Source organism: Lysinibacillus capsici (assembly GCF_020217405.1).
GTDB classification, from domain to species: domain Bacteria; phylum Bacillota; class Bacilli; order Bacillales_A; family Planococcaceae; genus Lysinibacillus; species Lysinibacillus capsici.
Genome location: NZ_CP084108.1, coordinates 3,666,648 through 3,692,780, shown reverse-complemented (window position 1 = coordinate 3,692,780; position 26,133 = coordinate 3,666,648). Strand labels below are relative to the sequence as shown.

General features: G+C 37.4%; 26 protein-coding genes. 12 read left to right on the top strand and 14 right to left on the bottom strand.

Annotated elements, in window-relative coordinates:
- Positions 1-5: 5 nt before the first annotated feature.
- Both cysT and LCP48_RS18275 read right to left on the bottom strand, forming a co-directional pair.
- On the bottom strand, positions 6-839 hold the full coding sequence (gene cysT / locus LCP48_RS18280; protein ID WP_004228356.1) for a sulfate ABC transporter permease subunit CysT: 834 nt from the start codon (positions 837-839) through the stop codon (positions 6-8).
- Positions 840-850: 11 nt separating this feature from the next.
- Positions 851-1,903: a sulfate ABC transporter substrate-binding protein gene (locus LCP48_RS18275; protein ID WP_202342502.1), complete on the bottom strand. Its 1,053-nt coding sequence runs from the start codon at positions 1,901-1,903 to the stop codon at positions 851-853.
- A gap of 465 nt (positions 1,904-2,368) precedes the next feature.
- Here LCP48_RS18275 and LCP48_RS18270 point away from each other — a divergent pair, with 465 nt between their 5' ends.
- From LCP48_RS18270 to cysC, 4 genes are all read left to right on the top strand, one after another.
- The gene (locus LCP48_RS18270; protein WP_225340410.1) at positions 2,369-3,070 is read left to right on the top strand and encodes a phosphoadenylyl-sulfate reductase; all 702 of its coding nucleotides are present in this window, start codon (positions 2,369-2,371) and stop codon (positions 3,068-3,070) included.
- Between the two features lie 12 nt (positions 3,071-3,082).
- A complete protein-coding gene (locus LCP48_RS18265; RefSeq protein ID WP_225340409.1) occupies positions 3,083-4,147 on the top strand; it encodes a sulfate permease in 1,065 nt (354 codons plus the stop codon).
- A gap of 70 nt (positions 4,148-4,217) precedes the next feature.
- On the top strand, positions 4,218-5,357 hold the full coding sequence (sat, locus tag LCP48_RS18260) for a sulfate adenylyltransferase (RefSeq protein WP_225340408.1): 1,140 nt from the start codon (positions 4,218-4,220) through the stop codon (positions 5,355-5,357).
- Entirely contained in the window at positions 5,354-5,947 is a 594-nt protein-coding gene (cysC, locus tag LCP48_RS18255; RefSeq protein WP_225340407.1) for an adenylyl-sulfate kinase, read from the top strand. Before sat ends, cysC begins: the two co-directional genes overlap by 4 nt.
- 44 nt (positions 5,948-5,991) lie before the next feature.
- Here the strand turns inward: cysC and mnhG are convergent, their stop codons facing one another.
- The 7 genes from mnhG to LCP48_RS18220 are packed head-to-tail and all read right to left on the bottom strand — an operon-like array spanning position 5,992 to position 11,750.
- On the bottom strand, positions 5,992-6,360 hold the full coding sequence (gene mnhG, locus LCP48_RS18250; RefSeq protein WP_004228373.1) for a monovalent cation/H(+) antiporter subunit G: 369 nt from the start codon (positions 6,358-6,360) through the stop codon (positions 5,992-5,994).
- On the bottom strand, positions 6,344-6,625 hold the full coding sequence (locus LCP48_RS18245; RefSeq protein ID WP_004228375.1) for a Na(+)/H(+) antiporter subunit F1: 282 nt from the start codon (positions 6,623-6,625) through the stop codon (positions 6,344-6,346). Before LCP48_RS18245 ends, mnhG begins: the two co-directional genes overlap by 17 nt.
- Positions 6,622-7,101, bottom strand: a complete 480-nt coding sequence (locus LCP48_RS18240; RefSeq protein WP_004228376.1) for a Na+/H+ antiporter subunit E — start codon at positions 7,099-7,101, stop codon at positions 6,622-6,624. The genes LCP48_RS18245 and LCP48_RS18240 overlap by 4 nt, the downstream gene beginning before the upstream one ends.
- A 4-nt stretch (positions 7,102-7,105) precedes the next feature.
- Positions 7,106-8,593 carry a Na+/H+ antiporter subunit D gene (locus LCP48_RS18235; protein ID WP_301281716.1) on the bottom strand — a complete coding sequence of 496 codons (1,488 nt, stop codon included), beginning with the start codon at positions 8,591-8,593 and terminating at the stop codon, positions 7,106-7,108.
- The gene (locus LCP48_RS18230) at positions 8,586-8,927 is read right to left on the bottom strand and encodes a Na(+)/H(+) antiporter subunit C (protein ID WP_004228379.1); all 342 of its coding nucleotides are present in this window, start codon (positions 8,925-8,927) and stop codon (positions 8,586-8,588) included. The genes LCP48_RS18235 and LCP48_RS18230 overlap by 8 nt, the downstream gene beginning before the upstream one ends.
- Entirely contained in the window at positions 8,927-9,349 is a 423-nt protein-coding gene (locus LCP48_RS18225; protein ID WP_225340406.1) for a Na(+)/H(+) antiporter subunit B, read from the bottom strand. Before LCP48_RS18225 ends, LCP48_RS18230 begins: the two co-directional genes overlap by 1 nt.
- Entirely contained in the window at positions 9,336-11,750 is a 2,415-nt protein-coding gene (locus LCP48_RS18220) for a Na+/H+ antiporter subunit A (protein ID WP_004228383.1), read from the bottom strand. The genes LCP48_RS18225 and LCP48_RS18220 overlap by 14 nt, the downstream gene beginning before the upstream one ends.
- A 155-nt stretch (positions 11,751-11,905) precedes the next feature.
- On the opposite strand from LCP48_RS18220, the gene LCP48_RS18215 reads away from it, so the two are divergent.
- Positions 11,906-12,469: a DUF5366 family protein gene (locus LCP48_RS18215; protein WP_004228386.1), complete on the top strand. Its 564-nt coding sequence runs from the start codon at positions 11,906-11,908 to the stop codon at positions 12,467-12,469.
- 287 nt (positions 12,470-12,756) lie between these two features.
- On the opposite strand, the gene LCP48_RS18210 is transcribed toward LCP48_RS18215, so the two are convergent.
- Positions 12,757-14,607, bottom strand: a complete 1,851-nt coding sequence (locus tag LCP48_RS18210; RefSeq protein ID WP_004228387.1) for a transglycosylase domain-containing protein — start codon at positions 14,605-14,607, stop codon at positions 12,757-12,759.
- Positions 14,608-14,844: 237 nt separating this feature from the next.
- On the opposite strand from LCP48_RS18210, the gene LCP48_RS18205 reads away from it, so the two are divergent.
- Both LCP48_RS18205 and LCP48_RS18200 read left to right on the top strand, forming a co-directional pair.
- Positions 14,845-15,432 carry a peptidylprolyl isomerase gene (locus LCP48_RS18205; RefSeq protein WP_004228389.1) on the top strand — a complete coding sequence of 196 codons (588 nt, stop codon included), beginning with the start codon at positions 14,845-14,847 and terminating at the stop codon, positions 15,430-15,432.
- A gap of 22 nt (positions 15,433-15,454) precedes the next feature.
- Positions 15,455-15,667: a hypothetical protein gene (locus LCP48_RS18200; RefSeq protein WP_004228391.1), complete on the top strand. Its 213-nt coding sequence runs from the start codon at positions 15,455-15,457 to the stop codon at positions 15,665-15,667.
- A 50-nt stretch (positions 15,668-15,717) separates the two neighbouring features.
- On the opposite strand, the gene LCP48_RS18195 is transcribed toward LCP48_RS18200, so the two are convergent.
- Together LCP48_RS18195 and LCP48_RS18190 are read right to left on the bottom strand one after the other, a co-directional pair.
- On the bottom strand, positions 15,718-17,145 hold the full coding sequence (locus LCP48_RS18195; RefSeq protein WP_004228392.1) for a magnesium transporter CorA family protein: 1,428 nt from the start codon (positions 17,143-17,145) through the stop codon (positions 15,718-15,720).
- Between the two features lie 108 nt (positions 17,146-17,253).
- On the bottom strand, positions 17,254-18,426 hold the full coding sequence (locus LCP48_RS18190) for a MalY/PatB family protein (RefSeq protein WP_004228395.1): 1,173 nt from the start codon (positions 18,424-18,426) through the stop codon (positions 17,254-17,256).
- A gap of 72 nt (positions 18,427-18,498) precedes the next feature.
- Between LCP48_RS18190 and LCP48_RS18185 the strand changes: the two genes are divergently transcribed.
- Positions 18,499-18,759: a DUF1871 family protein gene (locus LCP48_RS18185; RefSeq protein WP_004228396.1), complete on the top strand. Its 261-nt coding sequence runs from the start codon at positions 18,499-18,501 to the stop codon at positions 18,757-18,759.
- 78 nt (positions 18,760-18,837) lie between these two features.
- On the opposite strand, the gene LCP48_RS18180 is transcribed toward LCP48_RS18185, so the two are convergent.
- Positions 18,838-20,178 carry a sodium-dependent transporter gene (locus tag LCP48_RS18180; RefSeq protein WP_009371958.1) on the bottom strand — a complete coding sequence of 447 codons (1,341 nt, stop codon included), beginning with the start codon at positions 20,176-20,178 and terminating at the stop codon, positions 18,838-18,840.
- Between the two features lie 199 nt (positions 20,179-20,377).
- Here LCP48_RS18180 and LCP48_RS18175 point away from each other — a divergent pair, with 199 nt between their 5' ends.
- From LCP48_RS18175 to yugI, 3 genes are all read left to right on the top strand, one after another.
- Complete coding sequence (locus LCP48_RS18175; protein ID WP_225340405.1) at positions 20,378-20,926, top strand: RNA polymerase sigma factor; 549 nt, start codon at positions 20,378-20,380, stop codon at positions 20,924-20,926.
- Complete coding sequence (locus LCP48_RS18170; protein ID WP_009371957.1) at positions 20,919-22,553, top strand: hypothetical protein; 1,635 nt, start codon at positions 20,919-20,921, stop codon at positions 22,551-22,553. The genes LCP48_RS18175 and LCP48_RS18170 overlap by 8 nt, the downstream gene beginning before the upstream one ends.
- An 83-nt stretch (positions 22,554-22,636) precedes the next feature.
- Entirely contained in the window at positions 22,637-23,014 is a 378-nt protein-coding gene (yugI, locus tag LCP48_RS18165; RefSeq protein ID WP_004228409.1) for a S1 domain-containing post-transcriptional regulator GSP13, read from the top strand.
- Between the two features lie 41 nt (positions 23,015-23,055).
- On the opposite strand, the gene LCP48_RS18160 is transcribed toward yugI, so the two are convergent.
- Positions 23,056-24,363 carry a sigma-54-dependent Fis family transcriptional regulator gene (locus LCP48_RS18160; RefSeq protein ID WP_004228412.1) on the bottom strand — a complete coding sequence of 436 codons (1,308 nt, stop codon included), beginning with the start codon at positions 24,361-24,363 and terminating at the stop codon, positions 23,056-23,058.
- 145 nt (positions 24,364-24,508) lie between these two features.
- Between LCP48_RS18160 and pruA the strand changes: the two genes are divergently transcribed.
- Positions 24,509-26,053 carry an L-glutamate gamma-semialdehyde dehydrogenase gene (pruA, locus tag LCP48_RS18155; RefSeq protein WP_225340404.1) on the top strand — a complete coding sequence of 515 codons (1,545 nt, stop codon included), beginning with the start codon at positions 24,509-24,511 and terminating at the stop codon, positions 26,051-26,053.
- Positions 26,054-26,133: the final 80 nt, after the last annotated feature.

Sequence of the window (26,133 nt, the reverse complement as noted above, 5' to 3'; positions counted from 1 at the left end):
ACCTCCTAATGTACAAACCGACGATTGGCTAGCCATTGTATCAAGTTAATGGTGAACAACAAAATAAAGGATGTCACAAGCATGACAACAGCTATGGCAGTTGCCCCCGCATAATCATATTGCTCAAGCTTTGTCATAATAATCAACGGCGTAATTTCCGTTTTCATCGGCATATTTCCTGCAATAAAAACAACCGAGCCATATTCACCTAAAGCGCGCGCAAAGGCCAAGGAAAAGCCAGTTAAAATAGCTGGTACTAGCTCTGGTAAGATGACTTTACGGAAGGTTTGTAAACGATTGGCTCCAAGGCTTGCCGAAGCTTCCTCCACCTCAGCACTGATATTTTGTAAGACAGGCTGGACCGTTCGTACAACAAAGGGTAGCCCGATAAAGGTTAAAGCAATAATGATGCCAAGAGGTGTAAAGGCAATTTTAAAATCAAAAAATTGACCAATCCAACCATTTGGTGCATAAAGAGATGTTAAAGCAATTCCAGCGACAGCAGTAGGCAATGCAAAAGGTAAGTCTACAAGCCCATCAATGATTCGTTTAAAGGGAAATTGATAGCGAACGAGAACCCATGCAATAGTCGTACCGAAAAAAACATTTAGTAAGCCTGCAATCAGTGCAGTGCTGAAGCTCACTTTGTAGGAAGCAACAGCACGGGGATCTGTAATGATATCGATAAATGCTGACCAGCTTAAGGACATAGTATGAATGAAAATCATGGAAAGTGGTAATAACACTAGTAAACTTACGTAAAGCATTGTATAACCAAGAGATAAATGAAAGCCTGGAATAATTCGATGCGATTTTTTAGGAATGATTAAACTGCTCATCAAAACGCTCCTTATTGTGGTACGTATATTTCATCAAAGGTACCACCATCTTTAAAATGGGTTGCTTGTGCTTGTGACCAACCACCAAAATCATCGATGGAAACAAGTTCAAGCTGTGGGAATTGATCTTTATATTTTGCTAGAATCGTTTCACTACGTGGGCGATAATAATTTTTCGCCGCAATTTCTTGCCCTGTATCACTATATAAATGCTGTAAGTAAGCTTCAGCGACTTCACGTGTCCCTTTTTTAGCTACGATTTTGTCTACAACTGCAACTGGTGGCTCTGCTAAAATACTTAATGAAGGCGTGATGATTTCAAATTCATCCTTACCTAATTCATTGAGAGAGAGGTATGCTTCATTTTCCCAAGCAATTAAGACATCTCCAATTTTACGTTCTACGAATGTTGTTGTAGCTCCACGAGCGCCAGAATCAAGTACTTCTACATTGCTGTAAAGTGATGTCATAAATTCTTTTATTTTTGTCTCATCATTGTTATATAACTTTCCGGCATAAGCCCAAGCAGCTAAGTAGTTCCAACGTGCACCTCCAGATGTTTTGGGATTAGGTGTAATGACAGATACATCATCTTGAATCAAATCATCCCAATCTTGTATGTTTTTTGGATTGCTCTTTCGAACTAAAAAAACAATTGTAGATGTATAGGGCGTCGAATTATGATCAAATTCGGTTTGCCAATCTTTATTCAGCAGCTCACGTGTTTGAGCAATTTCATCAATATCGTAAGCCAGTGCGAGTGTCACAACGTCGGCTTCAAGACCATCTATAACTGCACGTCCCTGTTTGCCAGATCCACCATGTGATTGATTGATTGTGACGTCTTGGCCAGTATCATCCTTCCATTTTTTTATAAAATCTTTGTTGAACTCATCGTAAAGCTCCCGTGTTGGATCGTAGGATACATTTAGTAGCTCTACAGACTTCTTGTCTTCCTGGCCGCTTGCTTTTTCATCTGAGTTAGCACTTCCACAGCCAGTTAAATTAAGCGTTAGAATAGTTAAAAATGCTAATGATTGGAGAACATAGCTCTTTTTTCTCATAGTTAATCCGCCCCTTTTCTGTTTTAAGAATGCAAAAAGCCATCACCCACAATGACATGACAACATTGGGTAGATGGCCTTCAGATCCTCTGATCAGCGTTTTTTTATTTAGGTCAAAGCTTTAGTAATACATTAAACATATATTTCCTATTAGTCAACAAGGAATTATAAAAAAGATTATTTATTTTGAAAATTAATGGAAGTGTCCCTAGATACCATTCATCATATTCTGCAAAGAACAAAAAAATGGGTGTAAGGAAAAGATATTTAAAAAACCTAGTTGACTGCTTGGTGTACTTTAGTATATATTTGGTAATAAGTAGAATGATTGTGATACGAGGTAGCAACTACTAGTGAACAATCATTAAATATAGAGCTGGCTAGTCAAACTAGAGGCGTTTTAACAAAGACCTGTTTTTCCTATGTCTTTTGTTAGAACGCCTTTTTTGCTATGAGGGGGATTCGATGTTAACTTACGAAAATTGGCAAGAACCGATCATTGATTTTCAGGTTGATGATTTGTATAAGGCTGCACTAGAGGTTTTACAGTGGAGCTATCAAGAATATGGAGATGAAATCGTCTATGCATGTAGCTTTGGTATTGAGGGCATTGTCTTAATTGATCTCATTTCAAAGGTAAAGCCTAACGCTACGATTGTTTTTTTGGATACAGATGTACACTTTAAAGAAACATATGAAACCATTAATAAAGTCAAAGGAAAATATCCACAACTCAACATTGTCATGAAAAAGCCAGCCCTTACACTAGAGCAACAAGCTATACAACATGGTGACGAGCTATGGAAGTCCAACCCAAATAAGTGCTGTGATATTCGTAAGATAAAACCTTTACACGAAGCCTTATCAGGTAAAAAGGCTTGGATATCAGGCTTACGTCGTGAGCAATCACCAACACGTCAACAAACAAACTTTCTAAATCGTGACGATAAATTCAAATCGATTAAAGTTTGTCCATTGATTCATTGGACTTGGAAGGATGTCTGGCGCTATGTTTCAAAGCACAGTTTGCCATATAATCCGTTACACGATCAAGGCTATCCAAGCATCGGCTGTGAGCATTGTACGAAACCAGCATTTACAATGGAGGATTTACGTTCAGGTAGATGGCAAGGTTCTGGTAAAACCGAGTGCGGGTTACATGAATAAAGGAGTTCTGCCATGCTTGAATATATTGCAATAGCTATTAGCTTATTTTTTGCGATGAACATAGGGGCAAGCGGAGCAGCAGCCTCAATGGGTGTTGCTTATGGGGCAGGTGCCATCAAAAAAGCGTGGCAAGCATTGCTTTTATGCGCGATAGGCGTATACAGTGGAGCTGTATTAGGCGGAGGAGAGGTAGTCAAAACGATAGGCTCAGGCATTATGCCCCAGGAATATATTACGGTAAAGGTTGTCATCATTATCTTGATTTCTGCGACAAGCTCGTTATTTTTCGCCAATCTTTTAGGCATTCCCTTATCAACGAGTGAAGTAACAGTGGGTGCTGTCGTGGGTGTAGGAATTGCCTATAAAGTTTTATTCGTCAATTCGCTGCTTGTCATTATATCATTTTGGGTGATTGTACCGCTTGTTGCCTTTGTCATTGCTCTTGTATGTGGAAAGTTATTATATAAGTTACAAAAAAGAGGGCTGCTGAAAGATCGGCCAATTTTAACTGTTCTTCTCGTATTAGCAGGATTTTTTGAAGCATTTTCAGCGGGTATGAATAATGTTGCCAATGCAGTTGGACCATTGGTGGGAGCAGGAATGATGGATGTGACAACAGGCATTGTGCTTGGCGGTGCATTTGTCGCAATAGGTGCTATGCTACTTGGTAAACGAGTGCTTGAAACAAACGGTAAAAAAATAGTGCGCTTTCAAAAGGCTGAGGGCATTCTCATTTCAAGTACAGGTGCATTGCTTGTTGGCGTAAGCTCCATTTTTGGGCTTCCAGTACCCTTAACACAAGTCACTTCTTCATCCATCATTGGGGTAGGGATGGCGAAAAACGGAAAGCAAATCTTCCATAAGCATATTGTGAAAAAAATTATACGTATTTGGGTTGTATCACCCATCTTTTCATTAGTCATTTCTTATTTTTTAGTGCAGTTTTTTTTAGAAAAAGACCTTTATGCCATTATTTTAAATGGCAGCATTATTGTTGGGACGCTAGGGGTTATTAGTCTGATGCGTACGATGCGTGAAGAAGAGCAGTCTATCTATGATGCAGGGGAAGGTATTTAAATTGAATCATGCCTTCACTAGCTCTTGACTATAAAACTTAGTATTTAACTAGAATTAGGAGGAGATTTTAATGAGTCTACAACCACATGGTGGGCTACTTGTGCAAGCATTTAATCCAGAAAAAGAAATCACATCTATTCATAAGGAAATTGAGTTGGATGCGATTTCGTTGAGTGATTTAGAGCTAATTGCTATAGGGGGGTATAGCCCAATTGAAGGTTTTTTAACACAAATAGATTATGAGTCAGTCGTGGCACAAAGTCGTTTAGCATCAGGTGTAGTATGGAGTATTCCGATTACACTACCTGTTACAAAAGAGAAAGCAGCCATTTTACAGCCTGGTGACGAGGTAAAGCTGGTTTATGGTGATGAAGTATATGGCGTTATTGAAGTAGCAGATATTTATGAGCCGAATAAACGAAAAGAGGCTTTACTTGTCTATGGAACAGAGGATTTAGCACATCCGGGCGTTCAAAAGCTTTTTGATCGTCCTGCCATTTATGTTGGAGGAAAAATTACGTTAATTAAACGTCTTACACAAAAGTTCCCTGCTTATTCATTTGACCCAATAGAAACACGACAATTATTTGCTGACAAAGGATGGAAAACCATTGTTGGCTTCCAAACACGTAATCCAGTCCATAGGGCGCATGAATATATTCAAAAGGCAGCACTTGAAACGATTGATGGGTTATTTCTAAACCCACTTGTTGGTGAAACAAAGTCAGATGATGTATCAGCTGCTATACGTATGGAGAGCTATGAGGTTTTATTAAAAAACTATTATCCTGAAAGTCGTGTACAATTAGGTATTTTTCCAGCCGCTATGCGGTATGCAGGACCAAAGGAAGCTATTTTCCATGCACTTGTTAGAAAAAATTATGGCTGTACTCATTTTATTGTTGGTCGTGATCATGCAGGCGTTGGTGATTATTATGGCACATATGATGCACAAAAGATTTTTGAACAGTTTACTGAAGATGAATTAGGAATTGTCCCACTAAAATTTGAGCATAGCTTTTATTGTCAGCAATGTGAAGGCATGGCTACGACAAAGACATGTCCACATGATAGCTCTGCCCATGTCATCCTATCAGGAACGAAGGTACGTGAGATGCTACGAAATGGAGAAGTACCACCAAGTACATTCAGTCGTAAAGAAGTCGTAGACATTTTAATTAAAGGCATGAGTAAGGAGGTAGTGAAATGAGTTCAAACATTGTTTGGCATGAAGCCTCCATTACAAAAGAAGAACGCCGTTCACAAAATAAACATCAAAGCTTTATTTTATGGTTTACGGGGTTATCTGCTTCAGGGAAATCATCAGTGGCCAATGCTTTTGCCCGTCGATTATTTGAAAGGAGCAATCAAGCCTTCGTATTAGATGGTGATAATGTGCGTCATGGCTTAAATAGTGACTTAGGATTCGATGAGGCAGGGCGCAAAGAAAATATTCGTCGAATAGGTGAAGTCTCAAAGCTATTTATAGAGAGCGGTCAAATTGTACTAACAGCTTTTATTTCACCTTATCGAGAAGATCGTCAGGTAGTTCGTGAACTTGTAGAGGATGGTGAATTTTTAGAGGTCTATGTAAAGTGTTCAGTAGAAACATGTGAAAAAAGAGATCCTAAAGGTTTGTATAAAAAAGCAAGGAATGCTGAAATTGCTAATTTTACAGGGATTAGCGCTCCATATGAAGAACCAATTAACCCAGAAGTTATTTTGGATACAGAACAGCATTCTATAGAAGAATGTGTGGAGCAACTGACAAATATTTTAACTGCCAAGGGATATATTTAACTAAAAAAATCTGCTCGATTTTGTAATCGGGCAGATTTTTATATTTATTTTACACCTTGTTCCTTTTTCATTCTGTCAATTTCAGGACCTAGTTCATCACGTACAGTACCTTTCCATGGCTTAACACCAGCAATATAGGAAGAACGCGTCATAATGTGTCCGCCAACAGGACCAGTGATAAAGAGGAAGAGTATCCCCAGTAAAATACGAGGGTTGAAATGATCTTCAATCAGCCAAAAGTGAAAGAATACACCAATCAATACACACATGACGCCAAGTGTTGCACTTTTTGAAGCGGCATGGGCACGTGTATATAAATCAGGTAATCGGACAAGTCCGATAGCTGTCACGACAATAAAGAGTACTCCAACAGTAATGAAAAAGATAACTAAACTATTAGCGAGAATTGTCACGTTTGATGATATCTCCTTTCTCTATGAATTTAGAGAAAGCCATCGTACCGATAAACGATAAAATTGCTAGCAATAAAATGATTTCAAGAAAGAAGCTTGTTTCCACTAAAATCGAAAATAGTCCGATTAGGGAAATGAGTGAAACCCCAAGTGAATCCAAAGCTACAACACGATCGGATGCGGAAGGACCTTTTACCATTCGATAAATGACCGCTATCATTGATAAGCAAATCACTACGATTACAGCAATAATAAATGTTGTCATGATTTACTCACCTCCAAAATCGCTTTTTCAAATGAATCTCGAATGGACGCAATGGCTTCATCTGCATCATTAATATCAATTGCATGTACATACAATGTTTTCGCATCGTCTGATACATGCACTACGACTGTTCCTGGTGTTAGAGTAATAAGGCTTGATAATAAAGTGATTTCCCAGTCTTGTGTTAGAACAGTTGGATAAGCAAAAAAGGCAGGTTGCATGTCCAACTTTGGCTTTAATACTACTTTCAATACTTGAACATTTGCTAAAATTAACTCTTTTAAGAACAACAAAGTTAATTTTAGAATGGCCCATAATCGATAGACATAAAGACGCGACTTGAAAAACCTCCGCATGAGAAAGAGTAAAATTATTCCCATAATGAATCCTATGATAAAACCAGTTGCTGTGTAATTAGAGGAAAGGAACATCCAGACGAAGGCAAGTACAAAATTTAAAATCATTTGAAATGCCATAGTGCTAATCCTCCTTCATCACAGCATCTATATAGATAGATGGATCATTTAATAGTTTTGCAGCATCATCCATAAATGGCGTAATCCATTCAGAACCCACACCATATGCGACTGTAATAAGTACTAAAACGGCAGTAGGCATAAACAGCATTTTATAGGTAGATTTGTCGACGGTACCTTGTGTTTCTTTTTCCTCACCCCAAAAGGCATAAAGGAAAATACGAATCACGGATAGTAAAACAAGCAGTGAAGATGCTAAAATGAAAATACTGCTCCACATACTTCCAGCCTCAAAGCCTCCCTGAACAATTAACAGCTTTCCAACAAACCCGCTAAGTGGTGGAATTCCAGCTAAACCAAACGCTGCCATTAAATAACACCAACCCAGTGCAGGGTATTTTTTCATAAGCCCACCCATTTTACGCAAGTCAGATGTACCAGTAATATAGATGATAATGCCGATTAACATAAAGAGTGCTGCCTTAATCAGCATATCGTGTATTAAATAAAACATCGCTCCTTTTAAAGAAGCCTCATTCATTTGAGAGACACCAAATAAAATGACACCTACTGCAATGACAATGTTATAGATAATAATGAGCTTTACATCAAAATAAGCGAGTGCTCCAATACAACCAGCCACAATTGTTGCAATAGCTAATGCCATTAGTAAATCATGTGTATAGGATAAATCATGTACAAAAAATAGTGTATAGGTACGTGTAATGGCATATACCCCAACCTTTGTGAGCAGAGCGCCAAATAGAGTTAAGACAGGGATCGGGGCTGCTGCATACGAAGTAGGAAGCCAAAAGTATAATGGGAAAATAGCTGCTTTTAGTCCAAATACCATTAAAAATAGTACGGCAATAACAGTAATAATTCCTGGTTGATTAATTTCAGCAATTTTTACCGCAATATCAGCCATGTTTAATGTCCCTACTACAGAATATAAATAGGCAACGGTTATAACAAATAAGGCCGAAGAAATAACATTAATTAAAATATATTTAATAGACCCTTTCAGTTGCCCCTTCTCACCACCTAAAACGATAAGTAAATAGGAAGCCATTAACAATACTTCAAAGAACACAAATAAGTTAAAAATATCGCCTGTTGTAAAGGCACCATTGACCCCAGTTAAAATAAACATAATACCAGGGTAATAAAAGAAGCGTTCGCGTTCCTTAGTAATAGAACCGAAGCCATACCAAACAACAAATAGCGCAATAAGCAATGTCGTTGTAACGAGCAATGCAGACATCATATCAGATACCATTGTAATACCGTAAGGAACAGGCCAATTTCCAAATGTGACCTTTTGAATACCATCTTCTTTCACTTTTAAAAGCAGTGAAAGGGCTGAGAGGAGGGCTAGTCCAATCCCGAGTAATGAAAATGATCGCTGATAAGTTAGATTTTTTTGTCCAAACATTAAAATCATACCGAAGAAAAACGGGATGATAATGGGTAATAGTAGGAAGTTATTCATCCTCATCACTTCCTCTCATTAAGCTAATATCATCCGTGTTAAGCTCTTGATAGGAACGGTAGGCAAGTACAAGGAAGAATGCTGTCACCCCAAAGCTTATAACAATCGCAGTTAAAATAAGTGCTTGGGGTAAAGGATCAGCAAATGTTTTGGCTCCTTCGTTTAAGACAGGAGGAGCTTCACCACCAAGACCACCCATTGTTAAGATGAGTAGATGAGCACCATGACTTAACAGACCTGTTCCAATAATAATGCGCAATAAACTTTTTGATAAGATTAAATAGACCGCTGCCATAAAGAGAAAGCCAATCACAAAGGCCATAATTATTTCCATTATTCATCCTCTCCAATCGTTTGAATAATGGTCATCGTAACGCCGACAACAACCAAATAGACACCGCTATCAAAAAGCATAGCCGTGTGTAATGACTGTTTGCCTAGAAGCGGTAAATCGAAATAATCAAAGAAATGTGTGAAAAACGGTTTGCCCACAAACATTGGGTATGCCGCAGTAGCAAGGGCTAATAGTAAGCCAATGGCTGTTAAATATGTGTAATTAATCGGTAGAATATGGCGGACTGTGTTGATATCATAGGCTAACACTAAAAGAACAAGTGCACTTGATGTCAACAGACCACCAACAAAGCCTCCACCAGGCGTATAGTGACCAGCTAAAAAAATATGAATGGAGAAGAAGAAAATAATGAAAAATACAATTTTAGCTGTAAATTGTATTATCATATCATTTGTTTTCATGAGTGTTCTCCTTTCTATTCATACGTAACTTAATCATAGCTAAGATGCCCATGCCAGCTATGCCGAGTACTGTAATTTCAAACAATGTATCGAAACCACGATAGTCTACTAAAATTACGTTTACAATGTTTCCGCCACCAGCTAATGAATAGACGGTTTCCTCGTAGTACTTAGCAATAGAGGGAATTAGTTTTTGGGAATGAGCTGATAACGCAACAAGTGTTACCATCACACCAACTGCAATGGAAACAATGGCACGATTTAACTGGAACCTCATTCGCTCCTCGCGTTTACCAAGCTTAGGTAGGTGGTAAAATGCTAATAAAAATAGTGCTACTGAAATCGTTTCTATAACGAGCTGGGTCAGCGCTAAATCAGGTGCGTTAAAAATGACAAAGAATAAGGCTACTGTATAGCCAACAGTACCAAGCCCAATAATGGCCGTTAATCGTGATTTTGCCAAAATGGTGATGCCAGTACCAATTAATAAGACAATGATCAAGATAATTTCATATAGATTAATTGGGGAGGCTCCTTGGAATGAAATACTAAATGCATCTTTCACAAATAGAGAGCCAATAACAATAATAGTTATTCCGCTAAACATATAGAGTAAATAGTGACGCATAGAACCTGTCATATAGCGTCTAGATAAACGATTTAAGCCAATATCTAATCCCTGCATGATTTTGTCATAGGCATTGTTTAATGTTAACGCTTGTGGGAATCGTTGATACATCCCTTGCCATTTTGGTAAGGCAACAAATAACAATACGCCAACTATTATAATTCCAATAGTCATCAGTAGCTCAGGAGTGATCTTACCATGCCAAGCAGATACATGAATATCAACAGCTTGAGGCGAATCATACAAAAATGGCTGTATCGCTTGAACGGCTGGTTTTACAAAGGTATTACCTATAAAGTTTGGAATAAAGAAGATTGTCACAACTAAAGCCGCTAAAAGCATAGGAGAAATTAGCATACCAATCGGTGCCTCATGTGGTTTATGAGGTAACTGCTCCGGTTTGTAATTTCCATTAAATGTTCGGAAAACAAAATAGAAGCTATAGATAAATGTAAAAATACTAGCAATCCACGCAACAATAGGGAAAAGTGCTCCCCATGTTTCAAAGCCTAAAAATTCAAACTTTTGAAGTGCAAGCATGGCTGTTAAAAACATTTCTTTACTTAAGAAGCCATTAAATGGTGGAAGACCAGCCATTGATAAACTTCCTATTGCAGCCACAGTAAAACTAATTGGCATAATACTCATTAAACCACCGAGTTTACGAATATCTCGAGTTCCTGTTTCATGATCAACAATACCCGCAATCATGAAGAGACTGCCTTTAAATGTTGCATGATTAATAAGGTGGAAAATGGCAGCAAATGCAGCAAACTTAATGGTATCGACTGAGCCATTTGCATGAAAAGCAACAGCACTTGCCCCAAGTAGTGACATAATAAGTCCAAGCTGACTGACTGTAGAGAATGCTAGAATACCTTTTAAATCAGTTTGCTTGACTGCAAAGAAGGAGCCCCAGAATAAAGTTAAGATACCGACACCTGTTACAAGCCAGACCCAAAGCTCAGAGGCTGCAAATATCGGTGTAAATCGTGCAACTAAATAGATACCTGCTTTAACCATTGTAGCTGAGTGAAGGTATGCACTTACTGGTGTTGGCGCCTCCATGGCATCTGGTAACCAAATGTAGAATGGGAATTGCGCGGATTTTGTAAATGCTCCCAAGAGTAATAGGACAAGTGACCAAGTAAATAAAGGCTGATCTACTAAATTTGGTGCCATGACAATCAATTCTCGAATAGAATAGGTTCCTCCCATTAAATAAAGAAGAACGAAGCCTCCTAGCATCATTAAGCCGCCGCCAACTGTAATCATCATAGACTTTAATGCACCGAAGCGTGAGGCATCCCGATTATACCAATAGCCAATGAGTAAAAATGATGATATGGATGTTAGCTCCCAGAAGAAATAAAGTGTAATTAAATGATCTGATTGTACTACTCCCAGCATGGCTGACATAAATAACAGTAAGTAAACATAAAAGTTATGTAATTTTTCTTTATGTTTATCTAAGTAAAAAATGGAGTAAAGCACTACTAACGAGCCAATTCCAGTAATGAGTAATGAGAATAATAAGCTAAGTCCATCTAAATATGAGATGATGGAAATATTAAGCGATGGAATCCAAGGTAGCTCTGCAGTAAATACCTCACCTTTAGCAACTTGAGCAATATACGTTGCATAAATAACAGCAAGCGTAACAGGTACAGCAAGAACAAACCAACCTGTGTGAATATTATTCATGCGTTTATATAATAATGGCACTAATATTGCAACAAGCATTGGAATAAAAATATAAAGTACTTGTAACAAAAAAACCCTCCTTTATGCAGGTAAGTAAATCAATTATAACGTACTTTAATTGGGAATGCATATGTACTATTGGGATTTAGCTTGCGGTCATTGGAGAATTTTCGTTATATTATAAATAGGAAGTTATCAATAAAAATAGAGGAAAAAAATTTTTTATGAAGAACCCATATATCTATGGTTATCTACCATTAATTACAATTTTATTGTTTAGTTTGACATTTGGGATGTATGCTGTTGGTAAATCTTTGCAGATTTTTCAAGCCATCGGTGTGTATTCAGGAATGCGAGAGTTTTTATCAGATTTTGAATTACGTGTATTTCTTCTTATCGTCTTTGCCATTGTTTTTTTTATGTTATTTTCTGCTCTTAAACTTGTAGGCGAAACTATTCATGAAGTAGGAATGCTGTTCTTTTCAAAGGACAACGAAGGAGCCACAGTTAGTCAGGCTCGAGGTGGCTATATTATTTTATTTGTAGGTGCTATGTGTTCTGCATTTGCCATCCAATTTATTTATGTTTTAATAGGTATTTTTGTTATAACGATATTTACCTACTTTATTTATCTGATTTATAAAATGAGCCATTTTATATCAATGGGTGGCACAATCGGACTATTAATCTTTGAGCTTTTTATGTGGACGATTCTTTTAACATTAATTGTTTATGTCGTATTAAAGTTATATAATGGCATTTTGGCAAGTTTGCCATTTGCAAATTAATACATACTATTAAAATAGTGATGTTAATAGCAGAAAAAGCGAGTTTGCAAGGTGAGGGGGTGATTTCGCCAGCTAAGTCCCCTAGGAGTGACGCTGGCTCCACCCCAATCAGCAATGTGTAAAAGTGTCTTTTCCTTATTTTCATACTAGCTGTAGTAAACAAAATTACTCATTATCTGTATGATTAGAGAGGGGATAACCTTTCCTAAAAATTTTATTGATCGTTTTGTTTTTTAACACTATGAAAAGGTAATAGTCTCAGTGACTACTACCTTTTATTTGTTTTACTATTCAAGCAACACATTAAATAATTGATGATGAATTTTGTAGTCTTCTAATTGCTGCATCGATTGAGGTTTATCATACCCTAGCCATACAGCAGCAGTATATTCATTATTGAGTCCAGCAAGCCAGTAGTCACGATAGTCATTCGTTGTCCCTGTTTTTGCACCAACGTAGCTGCTGTTACTATAGACACCTTGACCCGTGCCGTTTGCTACAACATCCGCAAGGAGTTCACGCATGTATTTTACTGTTTTAGGAGACCAAATATGTTCACGCTGTGAATCCCAACTATAAAGCTCTGTTCCATCTATTGCTGTGACTTTGCGAATACTATGAGCAAGTACATAAGAGCCATCAATAAAACTAGTATAAGCATCTGCTAGTTCTAATGCTGTTACACCATAGGTTAGCCCTCCTAATGATGCGGCATAATTATAATCTTTCTCTACAATCGAGCGGAAGTGAAAGCGATTAAGGTAATGAAAGGCTGTCTCGACGCCAACGGTTTGAAAGAGACGAAGTGCTGATGTATTATAGCTATGTCGAAAAGCAGTACGAATTGACACATCACCATACGTATAGCCCCCATAGTTTTGTGGACAAAACGAGCCCACACAATAACGCCCTCCATTGACAATCGAATCAGGTGTATGAGATGTTGTTTCGAAGAATGGTGCATAGACTGCCAGAGGCTTAAAAGCTGAGCCTGGCTGACGTGTTCCTTGGAATGCACGATGGAAATCAAATTTTTCATAGTTTTTTCCTGCATACAGACTGACTATTTCTCTTGATTGGTTTTCAATGGCTGCACCTGCTGCTTGCAATGGGCTAGTACCTAAAATAGCTGACATTTTTTCCTCATCATGCTGCTGTTTAGTAGGATCAAGTGCGGTGTGAATGATGAGTCCATTCTGTAATAAAGTATTGAGTCGATTGTCTAATTGTGCTTTAATTTTTTTCTTTTCTTCCTCATTATCTGTAGAGCTTAGTCGATCCGCATAACCTTCTTTTGCTGCAATAAGCCATTTTAGCTCTTGAAGAACATAAGTGCTATACATTGGATAACTTTGAATTTTATCTTTCACATTTAATGTAATGGGATCAGCTTTATAGTCTTTTGCCGCTTCCTCTGTAATAGCCCCATTTGCTGCAAGGGTATCTAACAAACGCTCTTGCCTTGCTTTAGTTTGATCATAATTCTTTAAAGGATTATAAAGGGAAGGGTTATTTGGGATAGCAGCAATGAAGGCTATTTCAGCTATGGATAATTCTTGGAGTGGCTTTTGAAAATAATAGGTGGCTGCTCCGCCAATGCCATAGACTTGATTACTGAAATAGGACTCATTTAGGTACATCGTTAAAATGGCTTCTTTATCAAATTCTTTTTCTAATTCATATGCATAAAAAAGCTCTGTTAATTTTCGTTCATATGTTTTTTCTTCAGATAAATAACGCATTCGAACAAGTTGCTGTGTGATTGTACTACCACCTTGAGAGGTTGTGTTGCTATTTGAATTGGCTACAACTGCACGAATAATCGCACTTAAATCAAAGCCAATATGCGTATAAAAATCAGCATCCTCACTGGTAATGAATATTTCCTGGGCAATTTGTGGAATTTCCTGTAAAATTAGTGGCTGCCGCCATTCGACATATTCCTCACTAAATGTTTGCCCATTTCGATCAATAAGGGTAACAGGTAGCTGGGCCTCTACCTCAGGTAAATGTATAGCATTAGTCATTTGTTCCTCATGTGCTTGTGCAATATTGATTTCTGTTTTAATGTTTGTGCTAATCCACCATAAAGCAGGAAGGGATAGTACTATAATAAAAAAACCAAAAGCCTTTTTCATGTGTGCCTCCACTCTTTCTATAAATCCTTCATCAGAATAACATATTTTGGATTGATTCCAAATACTCGCTCAGACCTATTTACATAGTTTTAAAAATGAATAGTAAAAGTGCAAAAATCGTCAATACTTAGATGGAGAAAACCAGTAGGAAGTATGTTAGACTAAAATGAGGTCAGAAAAGGTGCAAGCGCATCTTTTTCATTGAAACTGAAATTTATCATTAAAGGAGAGACTTCCATGTTTCCACAGTTAACAACAGACGTACAAGCAGGCGAAGTGCTTGTAGAAATGAACACAACATTAGGTGCTATCAAAATTAAATTATTCCCAGAGCACGCACCGAAAACGGTTGAGAATTTTTTAGGTCATGCTAAATCAGGCTACTATAACGGCATTATTTTCCACCGTGTTATTCAAGACTTTATGATTCAAGGTGGCGACCCAACTGGTACTGGTATGGGCGGAGAATCAATTTGGGGTAATTCCTTTGAAGATGAGTTCTCAGAGCAATTGTTTAACCTACGTGGAGCGCTTTCAATGGCAAATGCAGGTCCAAACACAAATGGTTCTCAATTCTTTATTGTACAAATGAAGCACCTTCCAAGTGATATGCTTCGTCAATTACAGGGGGCGGGTTTCCCTGAAGAGATTATCGAAGCTTATGCTCAAAATGGTGGTACACCTTGGTTAGACCATAAACACACAGTATTTGGTCATGTAGTAGAAGGTATGGACATTGTGGATAAAATTGCAGATGTGGAAAAAGATTTCCGTGACAAGCCATTAGAAGATGTGAAAATTGAGTCAATTACAGTCTTTGAATAATACGTATAAGGACGTGTAGAACATGCAGAACTTTATGTATCAATTTTTATATTTCCCAGAAGATAAATCAGGTTATATTCCAGCAGCATTTGAATTTTTAATTATGCTTATTTTATGTATTATCGTGTTTACGCTTTTCAGAAAAATTTCTAAGAAACAAGAATTAAAATCAAAAGAAATTGAAGCACGGATTTTAGCAGAAAAGAAAAACACAAACAATCAACAGAATATATAAGAAAAAGAATCCGCTTGCCACAGAGGGCGAGCAGATTCTTTTTTATTGTATCAATTTTTTTTAAAGCGTCGGATAGTATTTTGCAGGGCCTTGACGGCAGTGAAACAAACCAGTACAAGTGACAAGCCAATCCCACTCAATGCAGTAATAAAGGCTACCCATTCAAAGAGTGTATAACTACCGATGCTATTGAAATCACTGCTATCTTTCCAACCTTCAATGACTAAGTTCATCCCATAAATGCCTGATACTACTGTAAAGACTGTTAAAATAAATAGTAAATTATTACTTCGATTATCGGATTGATCTTCCTGTGTTCGATACAAACTATTCAATGTTTCTTTCGTTTCTACATAATGTTCATTTATACGGAAGAACTTTCGTAACAATTGAGCAATTTCTCTGCCTTCTGTTCGTACGATGACTTCTTCAAAATAATAGCGTGCAGAAAATTTTGTAATCAGCTCGATTAGTTCATTGACAACCTGTTTATCTTTGCCCCACTTTATTTCACTATACTCATAGGAAAGCTTTAAAAGCATCATTTTATAAAAATAATGGATGAACAAATTGTAATAGTGCGTACCCATAAATTCTTGAATACTATGTGTACATTTGGCAAACGGCCTATTTGTAATCGTTATTTGTGCTTGTGACGAGGTGATAATATAACTGTTAGGAGCCCAACGTGTATGGGCATGCTCTTGTACATAATTAGAGATATATGGAGGATTAGTGCTAGAAATAAAAGGTTTGCCAGCAGGAGTCCTACCGTCTACTTGCCCTAATCGAAATAAATGCTCGGGTATAATTTTAGCTTCTTCCTCTGCAATTAAATAAGCTGAGGCAAACATTCGCTCATCTTCAAAGAAAGGTAAGCCTTCATAGCTATGGTCTTGTTGATGTAATAGAAAGGGTTTTAAATAAGGTATAAAATACTTAAATAATAATTCACTCGTAGAAGAACAATGACCAAATAAAAAATGATGACTTGCACCTTTCTCCTCTCTTAGTTTAGCCTCTAATACTCTAAAATAGTGAATAAAATTTAATATATCACTTAGATCATGTGATTGATCTATAATATTTGTTCTTACTGTTATAATCCCATTCCCAAAAGGACATAATGTCACATCAATACTCATCACTTCGTAATCATAATTGATTTGACTTTCTTGAAGATGTAAGGCGCCTTGTGTATAAAAAGCTTTCGAAAAACGAATAAAGTCAGGGTTATTCATTTCGTTTGGAAATAACTTATCCTCCAAAAAAGGATAGAAAAATTGGGCAAGCTCCTCATGTATAATCGTCATATCACCATAAAAAGCGTCTTCAAGCGATGTATTTTTTAAGGTGAAAAAGGAAAAGCCCTCGTTTAGTAGTACATCACTGATTTTTTGACGATTTTTTTCGGAATAGGCGAAGGGAAATAGGAATGTCATATAAGCACGTTTAATCGTTAATGGGACAATGTCCATGTAAAATCACCTCTGTATAAATCCGATTGATAAGAACCTTTTCCACAAAATTTTGATTTTAAACATAGAAAAGGATATCTCTAAGGGAGAGATATCCTTTCAACCATTTTATTGCGCAAAGACCTTTTTAAAACGCTCGACTCCATCTTTCACAGTACCAAATGAACAAGCAACATTCATACGGAGGAAGCCACGACCTTCTTCTCCGTATTTTGTACCTGGTTCTAGAGCAAGCTTTCCAATTTCAAGTAAGCGGTTCATGATCTCCTTCTCTTCAAGCGCTAGCTCTCGGTAATCAATCCAGATTAAATAAGTGGATTGAGGAATCGTAACACGAATACCTGGAATCTGCTCTAACTCAGCTTTCACATAATCCATATTGGCAGAAATATAAGGGAGTAATTCATCTAACCAAGGAGCCCCTTCTGTGTATGCTGCATGAAGGGCAACAGAGGCAAATGTATTTAATGAGCCTTGACCACTTGCCATATTGATGGCCTCTAGCTTCAAGCGTTTTTTCTTATCTGTTACGATCATATATGAAACTTGAATTCCTGCTAAGTTAAATGTTTTTGTAGGAGCCATACACGTAACAATGCGATTGATTTCATCACCTGCAACTTTAGCTAAAGGAATATGTTTATCCCCATTGATCATTAAATCAGCATGGATTTCATCAGAGATAATGATGACATCATATTTAGCACAAAGTCGTACAATTTCCTTTAAAGTAGCTTCATCCCATACATAGCCACCAGGGTTATGCGGGTTACATAGTATGTAAGCTTTCACATCTTGAGCTAAAGCCTGCTCGAAGGCTTCAAAATCATAGACAAACAACCCGTCTTTTTCTGTTAATGGACAGCTCACAACTTCACGACCATTACTTTTTGGTATGTTAAAGAATGGCGGATAAACTGGAGGTGAAATGAGTACTTTGTCACCAGGGTTAGTTAGGGCAACAACGCTGTTAGCTAATGCAGCCACCACACCATTACAGAATAGGATGGCTTCTTTCTCAATGTGCCAGTTATGGCGAGTATTTTGCCAGTCTACAATGGATTGAATTGCTTCTTCACTCATATAACTATAGCCAAAAATAGTATGTTCAGCATGTTGTTGTAAAGCCTTTGAAACGGCTGTTGGAGCAGCAAAATCCATATCGGCTACCCACATTGGCAAGATATCTGAGGCATCGTTTAGGCCATAAACCTTTTCCATTGCGTCCCATTTTACAGAGTTTGTACATCGACGTTTGATAGTTTGATCAAAAATAGACAAGCAAATCACTCTTTTCTTTTTTTTTTACTATGGTATCATACGAGTATGATCAAAGGATAATAGGTGAGTATTTTGGAAAATATAAAAATGAATCAAGCAGCTGTCCATCTGCTAGAGGAGTGGGATCCATTCCACTTAGGTCCAGACCATTATGATACAGAAACAGCAGATGTAGTTGCAGCACTGCAAGGGATTGATGATCCATCAACACTTGCAAAAGTTATTCAAGAAACATATGAGCATTCGTTTGAGCAATGGATACCGTTTGAAGATTGTGTAGCCATTTCTTACAAACTAATTGCCATTAAATTTGAAGCGAAATGTATTATTTAAAATATTTTGCATATTCCTTATAAAAAAAGGGGTTGTCAATGGACAACCTCTTTTTTAATGCATCATTGAGGCTAATACTTATTTAAATAAAGGCAAAATCCCCTGAATGAAAATAATAAAAATGGCGAGTGGGGAGACGTAGCGAATTAAAATGTACCAAATATTAAACATGAAGCTAGACGCAGCTAATTCCTTACGTGAAATATCCCTTGTATAGTAATAACCTGCAAAAATTGAAATCAACAAAGCTCCAATCGGCATTCCGATGCTATTAGTCATAAAATCAACAAAGTCAAAAATAGAGCGATCTACTATTTTTACATCTGCTAATATGCCAAATGAAAGGGCACTTGGAATACCAAAGATGAAAATAACGATTCCACCAATCCAAGCAATTTTTCTACGTTTTTCTGGTTTATCACCAATAGCGATTGCCACGACTATTTCTAACATGGAAATGGAAGAAGTGACTGTAGCAAAAAGCAATAGAATGAAGAAGATTGTTAAGAATAAGCCACCAAGAGGTAACTGCTCGAATACAGCTGGCAAAATAATGAATACTAAGCCTGGCCCTTGATCAGGCGTATAACCAAGCGCAAACACTGCTGGGAAAATAACAAGTCCTGCAAGTAAAGAGATAATAATATTCATAGATGCTACATTAATCGCAGAGTTACCAATCTTCTCTGTTTTAGATAAATAGGAAGCATATGTAATCATAACCGCAATACCTACACTTAATGAGAAGAAAGCTTGTCCTAAGGCCATTAAAAATGTTTCAGCATTCAAATAGGACCAATCAGGTACAAACATAAATTTAACGCCTTCTATGGCCCCGTCTAAAGTTAGAGAGCGAATAACTAGGACAATAAAGAAAATAAAGAGGAGAGGCATCATCCATGTGCTGGCTTTTTCAATTCCACCCTTAATACCTGCTGACACAATGACTACTGTTAATAACATAAATAGTCCTTGTACAAGTACTGCTTCAAAGGGGCTTGAAATAATATCGCCAAATAAATCAGCGTAGTTGAAGTCAGAGCCAGCATTCGTTAGCTTAAATGTAAAGGCACGACCCAAGTAGCTTAAAATCCATCCACCAACAACGCTGTAGAATGATAAGATAAGACCTGCGATTACCATACCGCCCCAGCCAATCAAATACCATGGCTTCCCTGGCGCTTGTTCCTTAAAGGAAGTGACGGCATCCTTTTGACCACGACGACCAATCATGAACTCAGCAATGAGTACGGGTAAGCCAATAAAGAAAGTACATAAAATAAATAATAAAATAAAGACACTACCGCCATTCGTACCCGCCATATAGGGGAATTTCCAAATGGCTCCTAATCCTATAGCACTTCCTGCGGCAGCTAAAATAAACCCAATTTTTGTTGTAAATTGATCCCTCGATGACACGAAAATAAATCCTCCTTATACTAAAGTATTATTTTACCTCAATATTCTCATAACACAAGCAAATATCAGAAAATTGATGATAGCTAGAAAGACATTTGACGGAGTAAAAATATAGAGAGATGACATATGAGGAAAGACATTTAAATTATGTAACAATTAGGTAGAATGCTTCGTTTCATTTTTAAAAGGGGGGGTAGCTATGACGGAGGTTGAACTAATAGCAAGGGCTCAGCAAGGAGATAAAGATGCCTATATCGAGCTTATCCGTATACATCAGCAAACCGTTGAAAAGTTTGCCTTTCAATGTGGCGTACATACAAATGATTTAGCTGATGTTTCACAGGAGGTATTTGTTAAACTGTATCGCTTTTTACACCAATTTAAACAGGATCGATTTACCACGTGGCTCTATAAAATCACATTAAATGCTACGCGTGATTATTATCGTAAGGAACAACGGCAGCAGGCTAAAGAGGACAAGCTACAAGCCCAACAGCAAAAGACTCATTCATCTGCTGAAGAGAATGTTCTTTTGTTTGAAGAGGACAGGCATCTACATCGTGCTATTCAGGTCCTTGACGAAAAATACCGTTATCCTCTCGTGTTGTATTATTTCCACGAATTAAAATACGAAGAAATCGCTGAGGTCTTAAATATTTCGTTATCGACGGTGAAAGTGCGATTATTACGAGCGAAGGAAAAGCTAAAGGCAGCATTAATGCAAGATGGGAGTGTTGAAAATGGATGATAAGCAATTTGACCAACGTATGGCACTACTGAAAAAATCCTATGAACGAATGGAACCGAAGCTTGACCCACAACGAGTTCTTCAGCAAATTGAAGCTGAGGATAATGTAAGGGAGTCTCTAGAAAGTATGAATACGGTTCGAAAGTCTTCTGCTAGATGGCAAAAATCGGCTGTATGGATCGCAAGTATTGCCAGTGTGCTTTTGGTAGGTATTCTAATTTCGTCTTATATGTTCCATCCTTCAGCACTCGTTCATTCAGATGAAGAAAAAATAGAAAGCAACTATGAAGATTGGTTTTCTAGATTTCAAAAGAAGTATCTTGAAAAACGTGAAAAAACACGCCTTGAGCTCAATATACCTGAGGAAAATTTTAAGAAACTAACATTTGTTGTATCTGCTGATAATATATACAATGATAAAGCTAAAAATAAAAAAATAGTTTTAAATAGAATGGCTGATGATCCAAAATATTTAACACAATTAGAGCAAGAAATATTAGACTGTTTGCAAACACCTCGAGAACTAATAGAGCAAATTGAAACGTATGAAAAACCGATGTCATTTATCGAACCTAGATATTTCTTTAGCAAATATTACTACGCAACGAAAGATGTTTTGGAATATTATACAAAGGAACTTTCCCAATATAATAAAGTACTGTCACAAAAAAAGAAAGAATATCCTAAAGAACTAAATCAATTAATTGCAACGGCAAAAAAACAATATTTCGAGTTGTCTTATGATGGGCAAAACTATAGTTTTAGAACGAATCCGATTTTTATGAAGGATGCACCAGTATCCATTGACCGTCTTCATCCTGATATATTAGGTTATTTTAAATATTTGGCTACAGGCTCTTTATTCAATGGTGAGGATTTACGTTTTTCTGCAGAAGAATCTGCTCGTATTTTAAAATTATACGAAAGAACATTAGTTAACGATTTATCAAATTCATACCTCGATTTCCAATTGCGAAATTTAAACAAAGAGTTTGAAAATACGTGGCTTGTACTTTTGAAAGGTGATGACAAAACTAGATACTCACCAGAACATATAGAGCTATTAAATGATACGGCTAATGGGAAGTATGGGGAATCGATGCGTTTGACCGCACAATTCATCCTCGAAGAATTTAAGAGAGGAGGAACATCCAAAACCATAGACAAACTAACAAGACAGGATATTAGGATGGAGCTTTCATATTTGAGTAATGAAGTCTATATAGAAATATATGATGGTTCAACAGGTTTACAAATTGATAACCGTTGGATTATCCAAACGGAAGGTTTATACAACGCGTATGTATCAAGTAAAGATGATACCATCCTAGATTCATTAAACCCAATGAATGTTGTGAGCCTATTCTTATATGCACAAGGAAAAGGCGATAAAGAAACAGTAAAACAGTTAGTGTCTCAAGCTGTAGATGTGGATAAATTGGTTCAATTTGATGGTATGCAACATTTTACAGTTCTATATGCAACAGATACATCCCAAACAACCATTAAAGTAGGTGTTAAACCAGAATCCATTCAAATGATTGGCCAGCGCTTAACCTTCCAATTAGGTACAGTGACTACAGGAAAAGGTGAAAAACGTTACATCATTACAGCCATTGCCGAATAAGGAGATTTTTTGCCCCGTTTTTACACGTATGTTATAATTTAAGCGATATATACGTAGCAAACAAGAGAAAGTGGGCAAAGGTTATGGTAAAAAAATATGAATTAGGAGACGTGTTGACCGGAAAAGTTACAGGTATTCAACCATACGGTGCATTTGTTGCACTAGATGACAATACGCAAGGCCTTGTGCATATTTCGGAAATCACATACGGCTTTGTGAAGGACGTTAGTGAATTTTTAGCTGTTGGGCAAGAAGTTGAAGTCAAGATTCTTGAAATCGATGAAGAGGCCGAAAAAATTAGTTTATCGATGAGAGCGCTACAGGATCGCCCAGCAACAGTAAGAAAAAAGGATGCACCACCACGTAAATCATTGCAGGACCGTGTAGATGAATCGGATGCCAATGGTTTTAATTCCTTAAAAGATAAATTGCAGGACTGGATTGAACAATCTGGTCAATAAAGAAACGAGGATGCTTTCGAATGAAAGGATCCTCGTTTTTTCTATTGCTTTTTTATTTTGCGGATTCGATATTGTAGGTTTTGTCTGCTCATACCAAGTGCATTCGCTGCCTTTGTTATATTGCCCTCATATAAATTTAAGACATTTTGCACATAATATGATTCGGCTTCACGCAAATAGGCATCGAGTGGCATGACATTGTGATTTTGATGGAACATAAAAAATTCTGGTTCACGATTATTTGTATCTTGCTGCTGTACTTTGAAGCGGAAATGTAAAGGTAATAAATCTGAAGTAACAGTGGATTCTGTTGTCATAAATGAAACAATTTCATCCAATAGTAGCTCAAGCTCTTTTAGATTTCCTGGCCAATCATATTGTAAAAATAATTCCTGTACATCTGGTGCAAGTTCAGTGACTTGTGAGGCAAATCGTTCTCGATGTCGACTAAAATAATCTTCTACAAATGGAAGAATGTCTTCTTTTCGATCCGTTAAATTGGGAATAGTAATAGCCATTGTTGCAAAGAAATAATATAGAGATTTTGACAGCTTCTTTTCGGCAATCAATGTAATGGGATCACTGCCCACACTGCCAATTAGCATATATTTGGACTGTGGAAGTGACTGTAGTATATCTAAAAGTTGCTCTTGAATGTCTAAGCTTAAAAAGTCTATACGTTCGAAGAAGAAGGTGTAATCTTTATCTTCTTCTAATAATTGCTGTAATTTATCAAGCACCGATTGAGCTGAGCGGCGACTAACGAGTGTCACAAAGGCATCAGGATCAGGTGAAGCTGCGTGGTGAATTCCCTCTGCTACTAAATCTTTACCTGTGCCAGATTCACCAATTAATAATACTGGTAATTTTACAGCAGCTGCTTTTTTAGCGTTGTCGATAACCTGCTTCATGGATTCAGAATCAGCTTTAATCATATCAAATGTTAATGGTTCATCGTACCGACGAAGGGGCTGATAAACAAGCTTTTCCAGTGAAGTAATATCACGTGCAAATTCGATTGCTCCAATCAGTTTGCCTTCAACAAAAAGTGGAAAAGTATCATTGATTGTTGTAATTTCATGACCATTTTTATTCCAGTAGGATTGTTTAACATTCATTTCTTTTTTTCCTGTTTGTAAAACACGCATTAACGTACTTTCATGTTGACGGAAGGAAAACATTTCAATAATGGAACGATCCGCAAGTTCATCAAAATGAAATCCTTCAATTTCTTTCATTTTCGTATTGTAAATAATCGTTTTGCCAGATAGGTCTACTGCATGAATACCAACGGATACATTTGTTGCAATAAACTCATAAAAAGGTAGTAAAGGTTCAGAATTTTTCATAAAAATGTGCACCTCAAAAATTTTTTACTTGAAATATGCAACGAAATTTTGCATTATAATAAGTGTAAGAATATTTTATACGCAAAGATATTTTGCGTCAATGTTTTTTGCATACCCAAACACATCTCACAAGGGAGGATTAAGTATGATTCCATACAAACACGAACCATTCACAGATTTTTCACAAGAGGCAAACTACAATGCTTATGTAGAGGCTTTAAATAAAGTTGAAGGTTACTTAGGTCAAGACTACCCACTAATTATCGGTGGCGAACGCATTACAACAGAAGACAAAATCGTTTCGTACAATCCTGCAAAGAAAACAGAAGTCATTGGTCGCGTTTCGAAAGCAAGCAAAGATTTAGCTGAAAAAGCGATGCAAGCGGCAGATGAAACATTCAAAACGTGGAAAAAAGTTGATCCAGCCATTCGTGCAGACGTTCTTTTCAAAGCGGCAGCGATTATCCGTCGTCGTAAACATGAATTCTCTGCTTTATTAACAAAAGAAGCTGGGAAACCATGGGCAGAGGCTGATGCAGATACTGCAGAAGCAATCGATTTCATGGAATACTATGGTCGCCAAATGCTACGCATTAAAAACGGTCAGCCAGTCGAAAGCCGTCCAGGTGAATACAATCGTTATGACTACATCCCATTAGGAATCGGTATTGTCATTTCTCCTTGGAACTTCCCATTTGCAATCATGGCTGGTACAACAGTAGCTGCTTTAGTAACAGGGAACACAGTATTATTAAAACCAGCTTCTACAACGCCAGTTGTAGCGTATAAATTTATCGAAATATTAGAAGAAGCTGGTCTTCCAGCAGGTGCGGTTAACTTCGTACCAGGTTCTGGTGCTGAAGTAGGTGACTACTTAGTTGATCATCCAAAAACACGCTTCATCAGCTTTACAGGATCACGTGATGTCGGCTTACGTATCAACCAACGTGCATCTGTGTTAAATGAAGGCCAAATTTGGATTAAACGTGTGATCGCTGAAATGGGCGGTAAAGATACAATCGTAGTCGATAAAGAAGCAGATTTAGAATTAGCTGCACAGTCGATCGTGAAATCAGCATTTGGTTTCTCAGGTCAAAAATGTTCAGCATGTTCTCGTGCTGTCATCGTAGAAGATGTATATGAGCAAGTGGTAAATCGCGTAGAAGAGTTAACAAACGCTTTAACAGTGGGTGACCCAACTGATTACAGCAACTTCATGGCAACAGTAATTGACCAAGCAGCATTCAACAAAATTACTGAGTACATTGAAATCGGTAAAGGCGAAGGTCGTTTAGTAGCTGGTGGTACAGCAGACGATTCAGTCGGTTACTTCGTACAACCAACTGTGTTCGCGGACGTAGATCCTTCTGCACGTATTATGAAAGAAGAAATCTTCGGACCAGTGGTAGCGATCGCAAAAGCAAAAGATTTCGACCATGCGATTGAAATTGCAAACGATACAGAATATGGTTTAACAGGCGCTGTTATCACAACTAACCGCATGAACCTAGAAAAAGCGCGTGAAGAATTCCATGTAGGAAATCTTTACTTCAACCGTGGCTGTACAGGTGCAATCGTTGGTTACCAACCATTTGGTGGCTTTAACATGTCAGGTACAGATTCAAAAGCAGGTGGCCCAGACTACCTACAACTGCATATGCAAGCAAAAACAACTTCAGAAATGCTTTAATTTTCACACTGACGAGAGGGCTGTTCAAAGTAAGTAGAAATTGAGGCATTTTGAATAAATTTGTGACACTTCTCCAGGTA